Source organism: Tropheryma whipplei str. Twist, assembly GCF_000007485.1.
Lineage (GTDB): Bacteria > Actinomycetota > Actinomycetes > Actinomycetales > Microbacteriaceae > Tropheryma > Tropheryma whipplei.
Genome location: NC_004572.3, coordinates 773,508 through 790,833, shown reverse-complemented (window position 1 = coordinate 790,833; position 17,326 = coordinate 773,508). Strand labels below are relative to the sequence as shown.

Annotated in this window: 13 protein-coding genes, 1 tRNA gene and 1 pseudogene; 6 read left to right on the top strand and 9 right to left on the bottom strand. The window is 46.2% G+C overall.

Features of this window, described 5'->3' with window-relative positions; all coding sequences use genetic code 11:
- Positions 1–30: 30 nt before the first annotated feature.
- Complete coding sequence (fusA, locus tag TWT_RS03810; RefSeq protein WP_011102725.1) at positions 31–2,136, top strand: elongation factor G; 2,106 nt, start codon at positions 31–33, stop codon at positions 2,134–2,136.
- Positions 2,137–2,404: 268 nt separating this feature from the next.
- Here the strand turns inward: fusA and TWT_RS03805 are convergent, their stop codons facing one another.
- Both TWT_RS03805 and TWT_RS04920 read right to left on the bottom strand, forming a co-directional pair.
- A complete protein-coding gene (locus TWT_RS03805; protein WP_011096630.1) occupies positions 2,405–2,845 on the bottom strand; it encodes a hypothetical protein in 441 nt (146 codons plus the stop codon).
- Positions 2,846–2,849: 4 nt separating this feature from the next.
- Positions 2,850–3,014, bottom strand: coding sequence for a hypothetical protein (locus TWT_RS04920; protein WP_011102724.1), 165 nt, complete (start codon positions 3,012–3,014; stop codon positions 2,850–2,852).
- A gap of 86 nt (positions 3,015–3,100) precedes the next feature.
- Between TWT_RS04920 and TWT_RS03800 the strand changes: the two genes are divergently transcribed.
- Entirely contained in the window at positions 3,101–3,298 is a 198-nt protein-coding gene (locus tag TWT_RS03800; protein ID WP_033800024.1) for a hypothetical protein, read from the top strand.
- Positions 3,299–3,354: 56 nt separating this feature from the next.
- Here TWT_RS03800 and TWT_RS03795 read toward each other — a convergent pair whose 3' ends face one another.
- Positions 3,355–5,373 carry an APC family permease gene (locus tag TWT_RS03795; RefSeq protein ID WP_011096629.1) on the bottom strand — a complete coding sequence of 673 codons (2,019 nt, stop codon included), beginning with the start codon at positions 5,371–5,373 and terminating at the stop codon, positions 3,355–3,357.
- Between the two features lie 225 nt (positions 5,374–5,598).
- Here TWT_RS03795 and TWT_RS03790 point away from each other — a divergent pair, with 225 nt between their 5' ends.
- Positions 5,599–9,117: a DEAD/DEAH box helicase gene (locus TWT_RS03790; RefSeq protein WP_011102721.1), complete on the top strand. Its 3,519-nt coding sequence runs from the start codon at positions 5,599–5,601 to the stop codon at positions 9,115–9,117.
- Between the two features lie 198 nt (positions 9,118–9,315).
- Here TWT_RS03790 and TWT_RS03785 read toward each other — a convergent pair whose 3' ends face one another.
- Positions 9,316–9,927, bottom strand: a complete 612-nt coding sequence (locus TWT_RS03785) for a 5-formyltetrahydrofolate cyclo-ligase (RefSeq protein ID WP_011096627.1) — start codon at positions 9,925–9,927, stop codon at positions 9,316–9,318.
- Positions 9,928–10,001: 74 nt separating this feature from the next.
- Here TWT_RS03785 and TWT_RS03780 point away from each other — a divergent pair, with 74 nt between their 5' ends.
- Together TWT_RS03780 and ccsA are read left to right on the top strand one after the other, a co-directional pair.
- Positions 10,002–10,775, top strand: coding sequence for a hypothetical protein (locus TWT_RS03780; RefSeq protein ID WP_230440496.1), 774 nt, complete (start codon positions 10,002–10,004; stop codon positions 10,773–10,775).
- Positions 10,776–10,783: 8 nt separating this feature from the next.
- Positions 10,784–10,945: pseudogene (gene ccsA, locus TWT_RS04695) on the top strand (cytochrome c biogenesis protein CcsA); the annotation flags it as partial.
- On the opposite strand, the gene TWT_RS04690 reads toward ccsA, so the two are convergent.
- The 5 genes from TWT_RS04690 to TWT_RS03755 all read right to left on the bottom strand — a co-directional run bounded on the left by TWT_RS04690 (position 10,940) and on the right by TWT_RS03755 (position 16,956).
- Positions 10,940–13,228 (bottom strand): WND domain-containing WiSP protein, encoded by a 2,289-nt coding sequence (locus TWT_RS04690; protein WP_080502106.1) that lies wholly within the window; start codon positions 13,226–13,228, stop codon positions 10,940–10,942. The pseudogene ccsA and the gene TWT_RS04690 overlap by 6 nt on opposite strands.
- A 97-nt stretch (positions 13,229–13,325) precedes the next feature.
- Positions 13,326–14,180 (bottom strand): metal ABC transporter permease, encoded by an 855-nt coding sequence (locus TWT_RS03770; protein WP_011096624.1) that lies wholly within the window; start codon positions 14,178–14,180, stop codon positions 13,326–13,328.
- Between the two features lie 80 nt (positions 14,181–14,260).
- On the bottom strand, positions 14,261–15,091 hold the full coding sequence (locus TWT_RS03765; RefSeq protein ID WP_011102718.1) for an ABC transporter ATP-binding protein: 831 nt from the start codon (positions 15,089–15,091) through the stop codon (positions 14,261–14,263).
- A 21-nt stretch (positions 15,092–15,112) separates the two neighbouring features.
- Positions 15,113–16,159 (bottom strand): metal ABC transporter substrate-binding protein, encoded by a 1,047-nt coding sequence (locus TWT_RS03760; protein ID WP_011102717.1) that lies wholly within the window; start codon positions 16,157–16,159, stop codon positions 15,113–15,115.
- Positions 16,160–16,344: 185 nt separating this feature from the next.
- The gene (locus TWT_RS03755; RefSeq protein WP_011096621.1) at positions 16,345–16,956 is read right to left on the bottom strand and encodes an MscL family protein; all 612 of its coding nucleotides are present in this window, start codon (positions 16,954–16,956) and stop codon (positions 16,345–16,347) included.
- Between the two features lie 291 nt (positions 16,957–17,247).
- On the opposite strand from TWT_RS03755, the gene TWT_RS03750 reads away from it, so the two are divergent.
- A tRNA-Lys gene (locus TWT_RS03750) sits at positions 17,248–17,320 on the top strand.
- Positions 17,321–17,326: the final 6 nt, after the last annotated feature.

Sequence of the window (17,326 nt, the reverse complement as noted above, 5' to 3'; positions counted from 1 at the left end):
TTTGGTTTATAACGCCAGGATCGAGGTGAGATGTCACAGGAAGTTTTAGAGGATCTCGCCAAGGTCAGGAATATCGGCATTATGGCGCATATAGATGCCGGTAAAACGACGACCACAGAGCGCATTTTGTTTTACACCGGAATCACCCACAAGATTGGTGAGGTCCATGATGGTGCCGCAGCTATGGACTGGATGGCACAAGAGCAAGAGCGAGGGATAACAATTACTTCAGCTGCCACAACATGCTTTTGGGGTGGGAATCAGATAAACATTATTGATACCCCCGGGCATGTTGATTTCACCGTTGAGGTGGAGAGGTCGTTGCGTGTCCTTGATGGCGCGGTCGCCGTGTTTGACGGTAAGGAAGGTGTCGAGCCACAGTCGGAAACTGTTTGGCGGCAGGCCGATAAATACAAGGTGCCCCGGATTTGCTTTGTCAATAAGATGGACAAAATTGGCGCCGATTTTCATTTTACGGTTAAAACCGTGGTGGACCGCCTTGGCGCAACGCCACTTGTTATACAACTTCCGATTGGTAGCGAATCGACTTTTGAAGGCGTAATTGATCTTGTTGAAATGCGTGCTCTAACATGGCGCGGGGATGCAAAGGGTGATGTAAAGATGGGTGCGGAATACGCTGTCGAGCCCATCCCGGAGGATCTAAAACAACAAGCTGATGAGTTCCGGCAAAAGCTTATTGAAACAGTTGCGGAGAATGACGAGGCACTTCTCGAGAAATTCTTTTCCGGCGAAGAAATAACAGTTGCGGAGCTAAAATCGGCTATTAGAAGACTAACAGTCTCGGGTAGCCTTTATCCTATTTTATGTGGCTCTTCGTTTAAAAACCGTGGAGTTCAGCCGATGCTCGATGCGGTTGTTGATTACCTTCCGTCTCCTCTTGATGTTCCTCCGGTTACTGGTGTCGATGCCGATAACCCGCAAGAGCGCTTGGCAGACGTAAGTCAGCCATTTTCTGCACTGGCGTTCAAGGTTGCCGTGCATCCATTTTTTGGCCGTTTGACCTATATCCGTGTTTACTCAGGAACTTTGCCGGCGGGCTCGCAAATTGTTAATTCAACAAAGTCCAGAAAAGAACGCTTTGGCAAAGTTTTTCAAATGCATTCAAACAAAGAAAATCCAGTTCCGAAAATGTCTGCTGGGCATATTTATGCTGTAATAGGCCTGAAGTATACAACCACAGGAGATACGCTTTGCGATCAAGATAACCCGATAATCCTTGAGTCCATGACATTCCCGGACCCGGTTATTGAAGTTGCAATAGAGCCTAAAACGAAGGCTGATCAGGAGAAGCTTAGTCTGGCTATTCAAAGACTTGCTGAAGAAGATCCGACATTCAAAACCGAACAAAATCCCGAAACAGGTCAGACCGTAATAAAAGGTATGGGTGAGCTGCATCTAGATATTTTGGTAGATCGAATGCGCAGGGAGTTTAATGTTGAGGCGAATGTCGGAACCCCACAGGTTGCATATCGCGAGACAATTCGCCGGACGGTTGAGAAGCATGAATATACTCATAAGAAACAAACTGGTGGCGCTGGGCAGTTTGCGCGGGTTATCATAACCCTTGAACCCCTCGAGGTGACAGGTGAGAAAACATATGACTTTGTTGATACGGTAACAGGTGGCAGGATTCCAAAAGAATATATACCTTCCGTTGATGCTGGTATCAGAGATGCCATGCAGGTTGGAGTTCTGGCAGGATATCCAACTGTTGGGATTAAGGCAACTCTAGTTGATGGTGCTTATCACGATGTTGATTCTTCTGAAATGGCATTTCGTATCGCTGGATCCCAAGCCTTCAAAGAGGCTTCTAGACGTGCTGACCCCACTTTACTTGAACCGATTATGTCTGTTGAGGTCAGAACACCTGATGAGTATATGGGTGATGTTATAGGCGACCTGAATTCCCGTCGGGGGCATATACAGTCTATGCAAGACTCCTCTGGAATAAAGGTTATTCAGGCTAGGGTTCCCTTATCTGAAATGTTCGGCTATATAGGTGATTTGCGTTCGAAAACTTCTGGACGTGCTGTTTATTCTATGACATTCGATGGATACGCGGAAGCCCCGAAGTCTGTTACCGAAGAGGTTGTTCGCAAAGCCCGCGGAGAGTAACCCTGAAGAAGCGTGTGCACTAAGCGTCTGTATAGACTGTAAGATTTTTGGTCTGTATTCGGTCAGTGCGCATTTGTAGAATGACGACTCGAATAATATGTCGAGACGACTAGAGAGCTCGACGTTACAACATTATAAATGTATGACATACACCTTATGCAAGAAACATCTCTTTACACACAATACTTGTAACGCTGACTTAGCGAAAGCCTCTTGCGCAACAGGGGGCTTTCGCTAAGTCAGCGCAGTCACGCGTTTAAGACCGCGCCTAATGTGCCGTTTCGCGCCAGCGAAGCAGATTGACTAGCGAGGCCGCCTCATAACCAACAAGCGCTATGACCCAAATCACGGAAGTAAAGTATGACGTAAAAGGGTTGCCATAAAAATGCCATAACACGGGGTTCAGCCCAAGAAAAAGAACAACAGGAAGCCCCAAAAACATTAAGAACATACGACACTGCCGGTTAAGGGATGGCGGCAAATGACCCTTAACAGCAAAGAATTTAGAGAAACCAAGAAGTCTTAGAATAAGCGAGAAAATGAGCATACCGACAGAGCCCGCGACAATACTCGAGAAAATGAGATTGTAGGTTGCCCAATCAAAACCACGCAAAATCGGCAAAAGCGACATGAAAGGGAACGACAGCATGAAAAGTATGATAAGCCGCCTTTGTAATCTAGACGGCATCTTTATTTCAAAGGTCGACATAAGCCTATCCGAATAGCTTTCCTACAAAGTCACCAACGGCGTTAAATCCAGCATTAAACCCATTGACAAGATCATCAACAAGCCTGCCGCCCAAAACACAACCACTCACTGCGCCGCCGACAAAGCCTGTCAAACCTCCGGCAACAGATACAGCAGCAGGTCTTTTCATTTTTACTTACCCCTTCAGATATCAAGGCAATGCATAAACATATCTCATTATATCTCACTGTATCCGTGCCCGTAAAAGGAATATGCGTGAGTGGGGTTTATATTTTGCCGGAGTTTTGTGTAATACGATACGGATTTGTGTCGTATCTCTGGATTATCGTGATTATCCTGGGTGTATCACAGTTAAATGCTCAGGCGCAATCGGCCCTTGAACAGGCTTTGCGATATATTACCTGTCAAGTCGATAATCCATATCTACCCTTGTGGAGGCAGGTTAATGGGTGAAATGCTTATACATCTTTGTTAATGTCGCTGCCAGTAAACCGTTTACTGGGTGGCAATTAGCTCACATGAACAACGGGCCTGCATTCACTATTGCGTTCGGCCTCACGTAGCACTTCGCGCGTAATTGCGGCGATCTCACCACCTCCTGTTATTAGGTATCTAAGAGTGTTCATTACCGGATTGCGTTCGGTCCAATGGAAATACACATCCGGTGTAACACCGGTTATATCGCGTATTTCTAACAAAATCGCCGCAATAGCGCTTGGTATGTTACAGCTGCTTGTCCGCAAAACGCGGTGTCCTCCGACTATTTTCCCTTCGACAATCAGGTCTTCCTCAAAATCGCTTGAGTCTGACTGCAATACTTCAATGAAAATTACGGGCGAGCCGGGCAAAAGCCTATTGTGCAGTGTCTCATCCTGAACTCTGTTATGATATTCAGATTTTGTAATTGGCTTATCTGGTTTTTTTGCAAGAATATGTATTACCCCATAGTCATCTGCATCCTGACTGACAAATGCTTTTGCGGAATCGTTGAACGTAATAGATGTTGCCCTTATATTGAATGACCTAACCAGCCTGGACAGTATCGAAATCAATATTGTGCCAAGAATAAAGGTCATTGCAATCTGCATGCCGTTCGGGCGCTCAGTAATTATTAAAATCGTTGTGTAAATAAAGACAATACTAACCACCGCAAGACCGGTTGCAGCAAATTTTTGTTTTTTACGCAAAGCAGACAGGGTGACAGCAACAGACGCCGAGGTTATAAGAACCATAACCCCAGTGGCATACGCCGCACCCTGTTTGTGCACATTTGCGTCAAAAGCTATCAGAACTGAAAGTGAGATTGCGGTTATAACAATAATCAGGGGTTTTGCATGTTTTATCCACGCGGGGGCCATGCCATATCTTGTTAGATACCTGGGTATTATGTTGAGCATGCCTGCCATGGCACTTGCACCAGCGAACCATAGAATCGCTATTGTACTCATGTCATAGACTGTTGCAAAATCGCTCCCCAGATACTTCTCACTTAAATACGCAAGCGCGCGACCGCTGGCCATTCCACCATCCTCAAACTCCCGTGAGGGAATAAGCAGTGTGACTACCAAATTGGAGAATACGAGAAATGTACTCATTATTAATGCTGCCGCAGCCAATAGCCGCCGCGCGCCCTTGATTCTCTCAGAATAGTTAGGAACTTGACCGCATTTCACGCATCCATTGCAGGTATTTTTCTGTCTTGAGTTGCGGATATGCGGCATAACGGTTACACCTGTTTCAAACCCGCTGAGCCCTAATGCGAGGCTTGGAAACAAAATTAGAGCAGCAACAATAACCATAAATGGGTCCCCGCCAGCCCCGGCAAGCAACTTACTTCCCCAGTCAGAAAACGAAGATGGCTCCAAATGAGTCATGGCAACAGAGATTAAGATTGCATTAAGTCCAAGAAACACAAAAACACATACAACCGCAACATGCGTCACTTCGTTGAATCCAAGCAAAAACACACCGCCAAGAAGAGATATGAGAATAATCGGAATTACAAGCGGGTTAATGTCTCTAAAAAATGGGATATACGGACTGTGCACAGCATGCTCACCCGCATCAGACGCAGATAGGGTGATTGTAATAATAAAATCGGTTGCGATAAACCCAAGTAGAATCAGTACAAGCAGTTTGCCTCCCCACCAGGGAATCAGCCTCTCAAGCATTGCAACAGACCCAGACCCTAATGGGCTTTCTCTTGCAACTCTTCGATAAATAGGCAAGGCACAAAAAAGTGTTACAAGCACCAAAAAGAAAGTCGCAACCGGCGCAACTGCACCAGCCGCCGCAACAGCGATTGCCGGTTGATACGCAAGGGTAGAAAAATAGTCAACCCCCGAAAGGCACATAATCTGCCACCAAGGGTGCCTTCCACAGTCTACGTGCCCATAAGGACCTTTAAATCCACCACGTCTAACAGAAGGCTTGTTATAAAGCAGCCAATTCTTCAGCTTTTCGACAACTTTTCGCCGAGTCAACAACTGGTTACACTTTCTCACTGCTTGTGGTGCCACGCTACACAAGATAAGCGAAGCTCAATATATCACACCGTCAGGCGTAATTCGCGCAGCACTTTGTAAGCACACTTCAGGTGCGCCATTGCAAATGTACATTTTATAAATGTACATTTTGTATAGGTATATAACACCACGCAGATTTAGGTAAATAGGAAAGTGATTTTTACAATCTGGAAAAATAGTGCGGAAGCATTTACCGAACACAAGATGGGTAGGGTCTAAAATTGGCTTGTGCATACTGACGGCATCCTCACCCTAAACGGCTTTTTGGAAGGAAAAATTGCGTCACTCGGTGGCATAAATCCGCTTCTGCACTACCATGACTCTGGTCTTAGCGGAATAGAATTATCAAAAGCCCATCCCGGCGGTATACCCCAATTCGTAACAGGTAAAACGGTTTTACTTTCTCATCTCGTGAGAGACGAAATTGCCCTCAAAGAGGCTCGGCAGGCCGCATCAAATCTTGTTGCAAAGGGTAATAATTTACTCAGTTTTCGTGGTATTCACTCCATACATCTCGCAATTGGTTTGACGAAGTGGACATTCAAGTCAGTTGGCTACTGTGCACCTGTTCTTCTGCAGCCCGTGGCTATGCGAGTTTACAGAAATGATTTTCAGATGAAACTAATGGGATATCCTGTTTTCAATGCAGAACTGTCGGTGGCGCTGTTAGAACAGTATGGCATTTCGCTTGACCCTGAGAGCTTCGTAACGCTTGCAACAGAGTCAGGAAATTTTAAACCACAGCCTGTTATTGAGCATCTGCGTTTGATGACATCCAGCATTGATGATTTCAAGGTTTTCCCACGTCTTGTCGTATCCTGTTTCTTTCATCCGGCTAGATCTATGCTTATTGATTTTCAGAAGGTAACTGACAATCCATTCGTCTCTGCGCTAATCGGTCGGCGCGAAGAGTTAGACCTGATAAGGACAGACAAATCACTCAAACTACCAGATGCAAGTAACCAACTTCTGTTAGAGGCAGATGACGAGCAAAAACTAGTTGTTTCTGCAATCTTAGAAGGAAGATCTCTTGCTATTCGTACAACTCCTGGGGCACAGGTAACACAAGCGGTCGTAAACGTGATTGGTGGAATGCTGGCTAACAACAAAAGAGTGTTGGTTGTTTCTGCGCGGCAAGCCCACTTTAATGACATACGTAACCATCTGAGACGTCTTGGCCTTGCCGGTCTTGGGGTCTCTATCCCCAGGATAAGGCATGACCTTATTGATTCCATAAGGCGTAATGAAGGCGCAAGGCCTCTGCACATGCTTGAGGTAAACGATGCCCTGGTGAGGCTACGTAGAGTTCTGCTTGATTATCGCAGAGCTTTACATGGTAAAGACGATGCTATTGGTGTTTCTCCGCTTGACGCTATTGAAAAGCTTGCATATTTGTCTCTTCTAGAACACCCGCCATCAAGTGCCGTTCGCTTTGATAAAGGTAGCTTAGAGAAGCTATCCCGCCGCAAGGGGGAGGCTGCTGATCTTTTGAGAAAAACAGCCGAATTAGGCGAGTTTGAATGTGGGCCTGGTGATTCACTCTGGTATGGCATAAGCTTTGCAACCAACGAAGATGCACTTGCTGCTCATAACCTTGCAAAACACTTATTCGCAATCGGTCTGCCAATTTTGTTTGATAAATCGGATGCTTTGATTTCCCAAACAAACATGCGTAGCTTTAAGACACTGGATGAACTAAGGGCAATCCTAGAGTGCTTTCAAGACAGCAGAGATATATTGGAGATTTTCCGCCCGGAAATATTCGGCTTGTCACTCGAAGAGTTAATTGAAGCAACTTCCCCAAGGCGCAGGTCGCCTGGGTTATCCTCAGGTAAAAGGCGACAACTTAAGAAACTCGTTAGGGAATACCTCCTGCCCGGAGTGAGGGTACAAGGGTTGCACGACAATCTCGTAAAGATACGTCAATTACGGCTTCTGTGGGATCGCTACTCTCCGGCCGGTACAACACCCAAGATTCCCGTTGGCGTGGCAGATGTAAAGGTCATGTTCGAAAAAGTTAAGAGCGATATCGCGTCATTGAATAAACTGTTTGCAAACCTACACTTAATGAACGTGCCACGCATCGAACTGATGAAAATATTCGAAAGCCTGGCTGCCGACTCCGAATCTATAAAACATATAAAACAACGCACTGATATTAGGGATCAGCTGCGCGAAATAGGTATCGGGGATCTACTTGAAGATCTGTCAATCCGTCATGTGCCACCATCTCGTGTATCTGACGAACTTGATTTGGCGTGGTGGCAGTCAGTGCTTGAGTTTTTTCTCAAAAACCGGTCCGCCCTTCTCGGTGGTAATACGTCTGTTATAGAGCGACTTGAGCAAGATTTCAAATTAGTTTACAGGGCAAGTATGGCTGCCGCGGGCACTCTTCTGGCTTGGAATATGGCCGAAAGTTGGAAAGTTGCCCTGGTTGATTATCCCGATGAAGCCATTGAACTAAAGGATCTTTTGCTCAAAGGGCATTTGGTGCCGGAGAAATTATTTGGCAAGGCTCCTAACCTTGCAAAGGTTCTGTCACCGGTTTGGTTTGCTTCCCCGTACTCTGTACATCAGCTGAGTTGTGATTTTGATACGGTTATAGTCTTAGGTGCCGGCGAGCTGTCTATCGCTGAAAGTCTCGGCATCGTGTCAAGGGGCAAGCAAATTGTTGCCTTCGGAGACCCGATTACTGAATTTCCGGAGCATTTTGATATAGCTAGTTTTGGAGCTAATGAAGAGATCTACCCGAGAAAAACTTCGTACTTTACCTCGCGTGATACTCAGGAAGAATCTTTATTCTCTAAACTATCTGAGATTCTGCCAAGCTTGGAGATGAATAATAGTCATCGCCCTTATGGGCTAATTGGTATTGCTAACTCCGGATTCTATAAGAACAAGATAACCGGCCTTCCGTGGGCGGGTAATTTTCTTGGTCAGCAAAGTGTAACTTTCCACTATGTACCCGACGGAACAGGGTTGCCTGATCGTGTCACAAGTCTTGTAGAGGCGGTTGATGCCGAGGTTAATTTTGTCACAAGTCTTGTCGCTAAGCATATTGCAGATGAGTCTTGTATGGTAGTTACACCCAGCCTTAAAATGGCAACGCGTATCCGTCAAGAGCTAAAAAAATATGACGATCAGCTGCTTGCCAAAAAGTCTTCTGAACCGTTTATCGTTGTCGATCCCAGGCAGGCACTTTCGTACACTCGCGATCGTGTTATCTTTACCTTGGGGTATGGTCTAACTCCTATAGGTGGAGTCATGTCGGGTTTTGGCCCTCTTGACGGTGACGATGGTGAAAAGCTCATTGCTATTGCCCTTACCCGTGCCAGAAGATGTCTTGACATAGTTGGATGTTTTCAACCTGAGAAGATCGACACCAAGCGCCTAAAAAAGGGTCCAGCTTTGCTTATGAAGCTCTTATCAAGCTACAATCCCCTCAATACAGATTCATCATTTGAAACTGCCGGGTCTATGCTTGATGATTTGGCAAGGAGACTTGAGCTGGTTGGGATCAAGGTGAGAGTGAACTACTGCGCCGTGTTACCACTTGCCGCCGGTTACGCCAACCGTGCAGTTGCTGTTGATATTGATAACACATTTGATGATCTACATGATGCGTTGTCGTTACGCCCGAGAACTCTTGAGGAGCTGGGTTGGATTTATATGAAAGTACATAGTTTTGAGCTTTTCACCTCTCCCGACGAGGTTGCTGGGCGCATAAAACACGCCCTTGGCGTTTGATATCGCCGGTTACGCCAACCGAGGATGCAACACTTATTTTGCTTTATGTTTTGCTTTGCACAACGGTATGTATTGCAGAACTGACAATGTTCAACACAGGTGTATTGCACAATACTATTCGTGAGCGCTATGCGGTTTCGGCACAAACATCGCGGATCCAAAACATATTGTTATCCGCGATAAAGGGGCAGACTTTTTTTACTTTGAGCGTGTGCGAACCTGAGGTTTATGTGTCCTAGAAAAATACAATATCCTTTTTTCTGTAACAACACCTGTTAGTTTCTTGTCCCAATCGTTTATTGGTATTTCGTCGAATATCTCGTTGTCAAAAACAACGGCAAATACTGGAATGCTGCGTTTCACCCTAGCAAGATATCTGTCATAATATCCCTTCCCCCAGCCCAATCGATACCCTCTTTTATCAACCGCAGCGGCTGGAATCAGCATAACGTCCGTCTTGTCAAGGAAATGCTTACTCAGATTTTTACCAGCTGGATGGAATGTGCCAAATGGCCCTTGATGCTCCTTTGCATTACGCCATATTCTCCAATACAGCTGACGGTCAATAATGACGGGCAACAGCACTTTGAGGTGTTTATTGCTTGTCATAAAGTATCTCGTGTCCGGTTCGCCTTTTATCGGTAAATAACAGGTAATACATTTTGCCTTTTCTGTCACGATCTGTAAATTTCTTGCCAGGGTCAGACTTCGCCCTAAATGTTCCTTATTGCAGATATAACTGTTTTGTAAATTTACGCGAGAAATCCGCCGGGCACGAATAAGTTGTCTTATAGCGTGTTTTGTGAACATAGAGAAATGCTACCGGACACGCGCTCCTGAATTCCAGGAAAGGCTGCATTTTAGCCTAGGCTATGAGTATGCATATGGAAGCCTGGGGCGGGGGACTTATTGTTGTTTTTGCGGTATTGCTGTGGATTGCATATTTTGTCCCGTGGGCTCCCCGAAGGAATGATGTTTTTTCATCTCCCTCCTTTATAGAACGAGATGTTGCCCCGATTAATGTGAGAGCGGCGAAGAATGAATTAAAGCTTTTGCGCGCGAGGGAAAAAGAAGCTTATAGGAAGTTTGTTAATTGCAGAGCTGAGTTTTCCGGACATCAGTTTACCGGCCAACTTAATTCAAAAAAATTCTTTTTTCGGCGGGCTGTGTTTATAACCTTGTGTTTCTCATGCTTGCCCATTGTGCTTGGTATAGCAATGGGAAACTGGGTTTTATTCACTACATTTTTGTTTGTACTATTAGTATCAACTCTGCTGGCTTTGCGAATCGTATATATTGCCGCGAAAGCCAGAATGCGCTCTGCGCAACAGAAGCCGGAACGCCCCACCCGGGCGCTGCCGATTTCCTCTGAAGAACCATCTTTCCAAAAGGCCTGGCGGCCATCTAAGCTGCCAAAGCCAATTTATTTGCTTGGGAAAACAACGACTACCTATCGTGAGTATCAACAACACCGCATTGATGAGATAAAGAAACAAATGCAGGATGAGTTTTCTGAGCGTATACGGAATGCCGCAATTTCTAATGGGATGAGCAGTCTGCACATTGCAAGTTCTTCAGATCTTGAAGGCCTTGCAGGAAGGAAAAAGATTGATCCCCATGCTGTTTTCAGGGACCGCTGCGCAACACGCGTGTCTTGATCGGCGCTATCTGGATTCTTTACGCGGCCTACATACACGCCAGGGCAACGGCAGGATGGAGGGGAACTCGTTCCTCTGTGCTCTCCTTGATAGGATTTACAACGATTATATTCAACTTTACAATCGTGAATGTGTTCTTCTCTGGATTACACAGCTACTCTGGCCTATGAAGCAGCCTTGAGACTCTCCTTGAACTTACGTATCATATCTTCCAGAGACTCTGTTGCATAGGAGTTAACAGGAGCTGGATGGGTAACCCAGGTAGGTGTCCAGTCACCCGGTGACCATTTCTTGGTTGGACTACATGGAGCAGCAGCTTCCCTCTTAGGACGCTTATTCTTACCTGTAACATGCAGGTTATATACAGCACCAGCAACGGGGAACTGATACTGACCCTGGGCAACATAGGGATACACAGAACCAACCAGCGCACCATTGGTAGGATTCATGAATAAATAGGCAGGCACTCGATTAGTTCCAGGCTTTGTTGCATAAGACACATATGTTGGAAATGAATAGGTTCCGGTAGGAAGAGGACTAAGACTTACAGTTTGACCACGCGATACTGTCCTATTTATGGTATATGGGGTGTAAAACACACCAACCAGTTCACCTGTTGGTCCGTCATAAGTGGCATACAGATCAGCTGTTGTAAATGGCACATGCCAGGTTGGGTCATAGGCAGGAGCGGCCCATGCAGCTGCGATAGTTCCCTTACTGATTTCAGAGGAAGCAGTAAGGTATGCAGTCATGAGCGGAACAACTGTCGATAATCCTCCAGAGGAGAGATGCACAAATACATTCGTCTGAATACCATTGGTAAGAGGCACTGTAACAGTTATATCCCCAGAGTTAGAGGCATAGAAGGTTGTATCGGTCGTAAAGGATGCCGATAGAGATGAATATGCATTCAGAAGATCACGAAATGTTGCTGAGGACCCGTCAAATATGGCATACATACCACCTGTTGTAAATGGCACATGCCAGGTTGGGTCATAGGCAGGAAGGACCCAGGCAATCCGTATGGTTCCCTTGCTTGGGGTTGTTGTAAAGAATGCACCGATGGTGGGGAAGGTATAGGTGAATGTGCCAGATACAAGATATACAAATACATCCGTCTGAATACCATTGGTAAGAGGCACATTAAGGTCAATGGAAGACAAAGGTGCTGTTATCCAAACCGTAGTGGAGAACCCAACTGTCTTGGATGATGTTGGGAAGTATGCACCACCACGCAGGAGAGGTTTTGTGTCAAAGGTTTTTCCTGTTATAGCACTAAAGGATTTCTTTGTTGGACTCTCTAACTGTGACTTAAACTTACGTATCATATCTTCCAGAGACTCTGTTGCGTAGGAGTCAACAGGAGTTGGATGGGTAACCCAGGTAGGTGTCCAGTCACCCGGTGACCATTTCTTGGTTGGACCACATGGAGAGGGAGGAATGGGTGCTGTGGTGTCAGGAGGAACAGACCAGGTGTATGAGGATGATATATAAGAGGAAGCCTTCCAGCTTGGATTTGTCACACGAATGGCCATATCCTCTAGAGATTCTGTTGCATAGGTAGGGGAATAGGTCTGAGCAGCACAGACACCAGTATTAGTCACAGGTGTCACATCTCTCTTGCGGGGCTTCTTAGGAGGATCAAGATGAATTTGTCTATATTGTGTATCTATTGCATAGGTGATATGGGTGGTTGTGTCTCTGTTTATGGCTATGGCTGTTATGGGAGATGTTGGTAGGGATGAGAGATGTATCTGTCCGGTGTATCTATCTATGGTTATGTCTTTGTTTGGGTGTGTTAGAGAGAAGGTGTATCTGGAGTTTCTGAGTGATGGTATGTCTGAGAGATATGTGTTATCTATCTGTTTGTGTATGGGAACAGTTATCTTTGGTTTCTCTGTTACATGTATGTCAAAGAAGAAGATGTTACGGGTTGTTAGGAGAGCTATGAGATTGGTTGTTGTCTTTGTTATGGAGATTACTTTCTCATCTCCGTATGGGGTTGCTATGTCTGTATGAGGGAAGGTTAGGAAAGATGATGGATCTGCTTTCTTATCTGTGTAATAGAGAGATATATGTGTGTTGGTTATATATGGGACATATAGGTATGAGGATGTATCTGTGTATGGGACATATATATGTGTCTGTGGTTGGGGTAAGAGAGATGGGGTGCAGGACAGGGTTTGTTTTGTACTGCTTGTAACAGGATCTATTAGGAGAGATACATTTGTGTTAGTTGTTACACATACTTCTTGTGTATTTGTATTACTTACTCTTGTGTATTTGGTATTAGATGAAACAGATGTAGATGAAACAGATGATAGGAGGGATAGAGCAGGAGGTGTCTGTCTGGCAAAGGCTGTTTCATATTGTAGGGATGATAGGAGGAGAAGAAGGGCCACGCGGGCCAAAACGCGACAAGGTGTCACCGAGCCTAGTATCTTTCCATTCATCAATTTAACTAATCACCCCATTCCCTCTTAAATAACCGGTGACAAGCATAGCAAACCTCATTGCATGACGCAATCCATAAATACTAGAACACCAGTGTTACCCGTGTCTTGTCCTCAACAGAGTTCTATTGCTCACAATCATTGACATGATACTCGTTACAGTGTATGTGAGAACGAACACTGATCCCATAACCAAGACAATCACCGATCCCGGTGGTAAGTCAAATGTGTAGCTTATGTAAACACCAGCTACAGAAGTTGTAACAGCCATGACGGGAGATATGATAAACATTCTTGATATTTTTCTGCTAAGCAGACTTGCCGAGACGCCCGGTATGACCAACATAGCAACAACAAGAACCACACCGACTTGCTGTACCGAGACAACAATTGTGAACGCTAGGGTTATAAGAAATATATTGTGAAGTGATCTGGTGGATATACCAATGACATTCGCGTGTCCGGGGTCGAATGCGTACAGGGTAAAATCCCTTCGCCTATAAGTTAGGATCGATATCCCAAGCACACCAAGGATTATTACCTGATACAGATCCAGATATGTAACACTTAGCAAGTTGCCGAACAATATATGCATAAGATGACCTTTGCCTGGAATAAAGAAAACTAAGATTAGGCCAAGCGAGAACATGGTTATGAACACAACACCCATCGCAGCATCCTCTTTGATCCTAGGGTTACTTCTCAGGTGGCCGATTAGATACACTGCCACAAGGCCGGATACAAAAGCGCCAATGGCAAATGGCACGCCAAGGAGGAAGCTTAGGACAACTCCGGGAAATATCGCGTGTGAAATTGCCTCACCGAGCATCGACCAGCCAAGAAGAACCACCCAACACGATATGAGGCCGCACAGGGTTGCTGACACAATGACAACAATAAAGGCACGCAGCATGAACCCGTACTCGAAAGGAGCAAGTAGATAATCAATCACAGATACCCCGCCGAAAGGTCAGAGAGACACGGGACGGGCATATCGCACGCAACAGGGTCACAACAGCGCAACACATCCCGTCAGTTGCTACCATCCGCGACTCCATTTGCGCTCGTTGCGGATATAAACGTATTTAAATCGTTGTTATTCTTACTTGTTCCATAACCCGGATCTAGTCCAAACGCCATGGCGAGATTATTCGGACGCAAAACAACCTCACACGTGTTGTGCATCAAGATACGGTTTTTAACAAGAATCGCCTCATTGCACAGCCCGTGAAGAGTGTTTAGATCATGGGTTGAAACAAGAACACAGCACCCCTTCTCACAGAGCTGGCGAATAAGCTGCACAATCATTCCCTCGCTCTTTTTATCAACTCCGGCAAATGGCTCGTCAAGGAGAAGCAGCTTGGCGCCCTGTGCTATTGCCCTCGCGACAAATGCCCTTTTCTTCTGCCCTCCAGAGAGTTGCCCAATTTGCCTATCTGCAAGCTCCACAAGTTCAGTCATTTCGAGGGCCTGTGTGACCTTATCGCGATCAGTTTGACTCGCCCTTCGGGACAATGACATAAAACCATATCGCCCCATCATAACCACCTCACGCACACTTATCGGAAAGTTCCAGTCAATTGATTCGCGTTGTGGGGCATAAGCTACCATCCCCCGTTTCATTGCGGCAACGGGGGAAAGACCAAATATCGAGATGCTACCACGTGCTGGCCTTACGTTGCCAACAATCGAGTTGAATAGGCTCGACTTACCCGAGCCGTTCATCCCTATGATGCCACAAACAACCCCTGAAGCAACCTCAAATGTTGCATCCCTCATAGCAACAACGTCGCCATAAACCACTGACAAGTCACTGACAGACAGGACGGAGCCTCTCAGCACATCACAACCTTGCCGGTTCACCAGCGAAAACCGTTCACTACTCTATCTGCTTGACCCAAGGGTTTCAGAAATCACCTTTATATTCTGCTCTATGGCTTGCTCGTACGTAATGGCGTGACCATCTTTGTCAACCAACCCGTCTACGTAAAACAGGCCACCCAATTTTGCGATGCCGCCAGAATCATGAATTACCTGCTCGATAAATTTCGTATTTACTCCGTATTCGCAGAACACATACGGAAGCTTGCGCCCCTTCACAAAGTCAACAAGCTCGCCAACTTTTTTGGATGTCTCGGCATTTTCGCTATTGACGGGCCATAGATACCTTTCCTCCAGACCTCCCGCCTGCGCCACGTAACTAAAAGCCCCCTCGCAGGTGACTAGAGCCCTGTACGCGGCAGGAATCTTTGCAATGGATTTCTCAAATTCTTCTGACAGACTCTGCAACCTCTTTTCCAACGCCCCGCCATGTTCTTGGTAATAGGCCTTATTCTTCGGGTCAAGCTCACTCAGGAACTCTGTTATGTTTTTTGCGTATATCGCACCATCCTTTGGAGAGACCCATGCATGCGGATTGGGGGTACCGGAAGATCTGTCTTCGGCGATTAGAATTAGCGCAATACCCTTCGAGGCAGTGACCTTTACGCCCTTGAAGTCAACCAGGACCTTATCGAGCCACTCATCCTCCAGATGAAGGCCATTTACGATTAACATCTTTGCGTTTGCAAGATCTTTTACATCAATTGGCTTTGGCTCATATTCGTGCACAGACCCGCCCTGTGGCACTATGCTGCGCACCGTCAGTTTATCGCCGGCAATACTCTTGGTTATGCTTTCCAATACCCCGAACGAGGTGTACACGACTGGCTTAACTGTTTTATCCTCGCTTTTGGCAAGACAGGCAGTAGTAAACAGAGACACAGACACGAATGCAGCAGCCCAAAAGACCAGACGCCGTAAAACCGATCGCCGGACCAGACTTCCGGATGAAGAGGCGCCTTCGTTTGACAAAACCCCTCCGGTAATAGACTCACACAACCCAGCCGAACGATTGCTCAAGAACTGCACGATTAAACCCCCTACAGACACATAAACCTCCTACAGGCACACCCACCCAAGGGATGTATGCGCCCAGCAAAAACCCCCGGCCTTGCGGCATCTGGGCCACACCAAATCGCCGTGACGCTCCTAGGTATACCATACGCAAATCGCCCTGTCAAGAGCGTCTTATTTAGGGTACATTTCTTGGAATAACGCGCCTTGGAATAACGCGCTTAGAGTCCTCTTTCGGAATGGTCTTTACTCTTCTTATTATCCATTTCGCCCATCAGGAGTAACAGATCACGAATCTCCATCAACAGTTTTGTTACCGTATCACCCTCGAGGGAACCCGAGGGTCGCGTATCACTCAACTCTTCCGAGCCCGTGCCATCATTACCAACCTTAGTTTCTGCGGACGATTGACCATCAGCTAGTTCGTCTTTATCAGGATCCTCATCTTTTGTGTTTTTACCCCCAGATATAATCGCCGATAATGCCCCCAAAGGCCCTGGCAAACTGTTTCCGAGGGTCCGCCTGATGTCTTTGAGGTGGTTCAGAGGCAGGATTATCACAAAGTACACAACCGCTGAAACAAGAACAAATTTTATTAGCGCTAGAAGAACAGTGCCGAACTTCAGTTGTACATGTCCGTGGGATAGGGTTGGTATTGTCAGCACGAGACTGTTTTCGATTTTGCTAGAGCTTAGTGCTGCGCTTATAAGGGGACTGAAGATGTCATCCACAATTGCGTTTATAACAGCGGTTGAAGCTGCACCGATTACAACCGCAGCCGAGAGATCGACAACGTTCCTGCGTGCTATAAAATCACGGAATCCAGCAAACATACAAGCGCCCAAACATTACTGTCTGCACCGGTGCAACCCGGTGACAGGTACAGGTAAATACAAAAGGATACACACAACTGTACAATCCAGAACCAACAATCACCAGAACCAACAATCAAGGCACCGAACCGCGATAATCGCCTCACGGCCTAACGCACACTCGAAGCGGCTGTTTTACTTTGGCGCCCGGGGTTACGCGATCCGGCAGGGGAATTCTATCATTGCTGTATATTAGTCTTTGTCGCCCGTGTCCCGCGTGCGAGCCTTCTTTGAAAATCTCGGTTCTCCGTGGGGCCTGTAGCTCAGCTGGAAGAGCATCGGACTTTTAATCCGCTGGTCGTGGGTTCGAGCCCCACCGGGCCCACTCTGA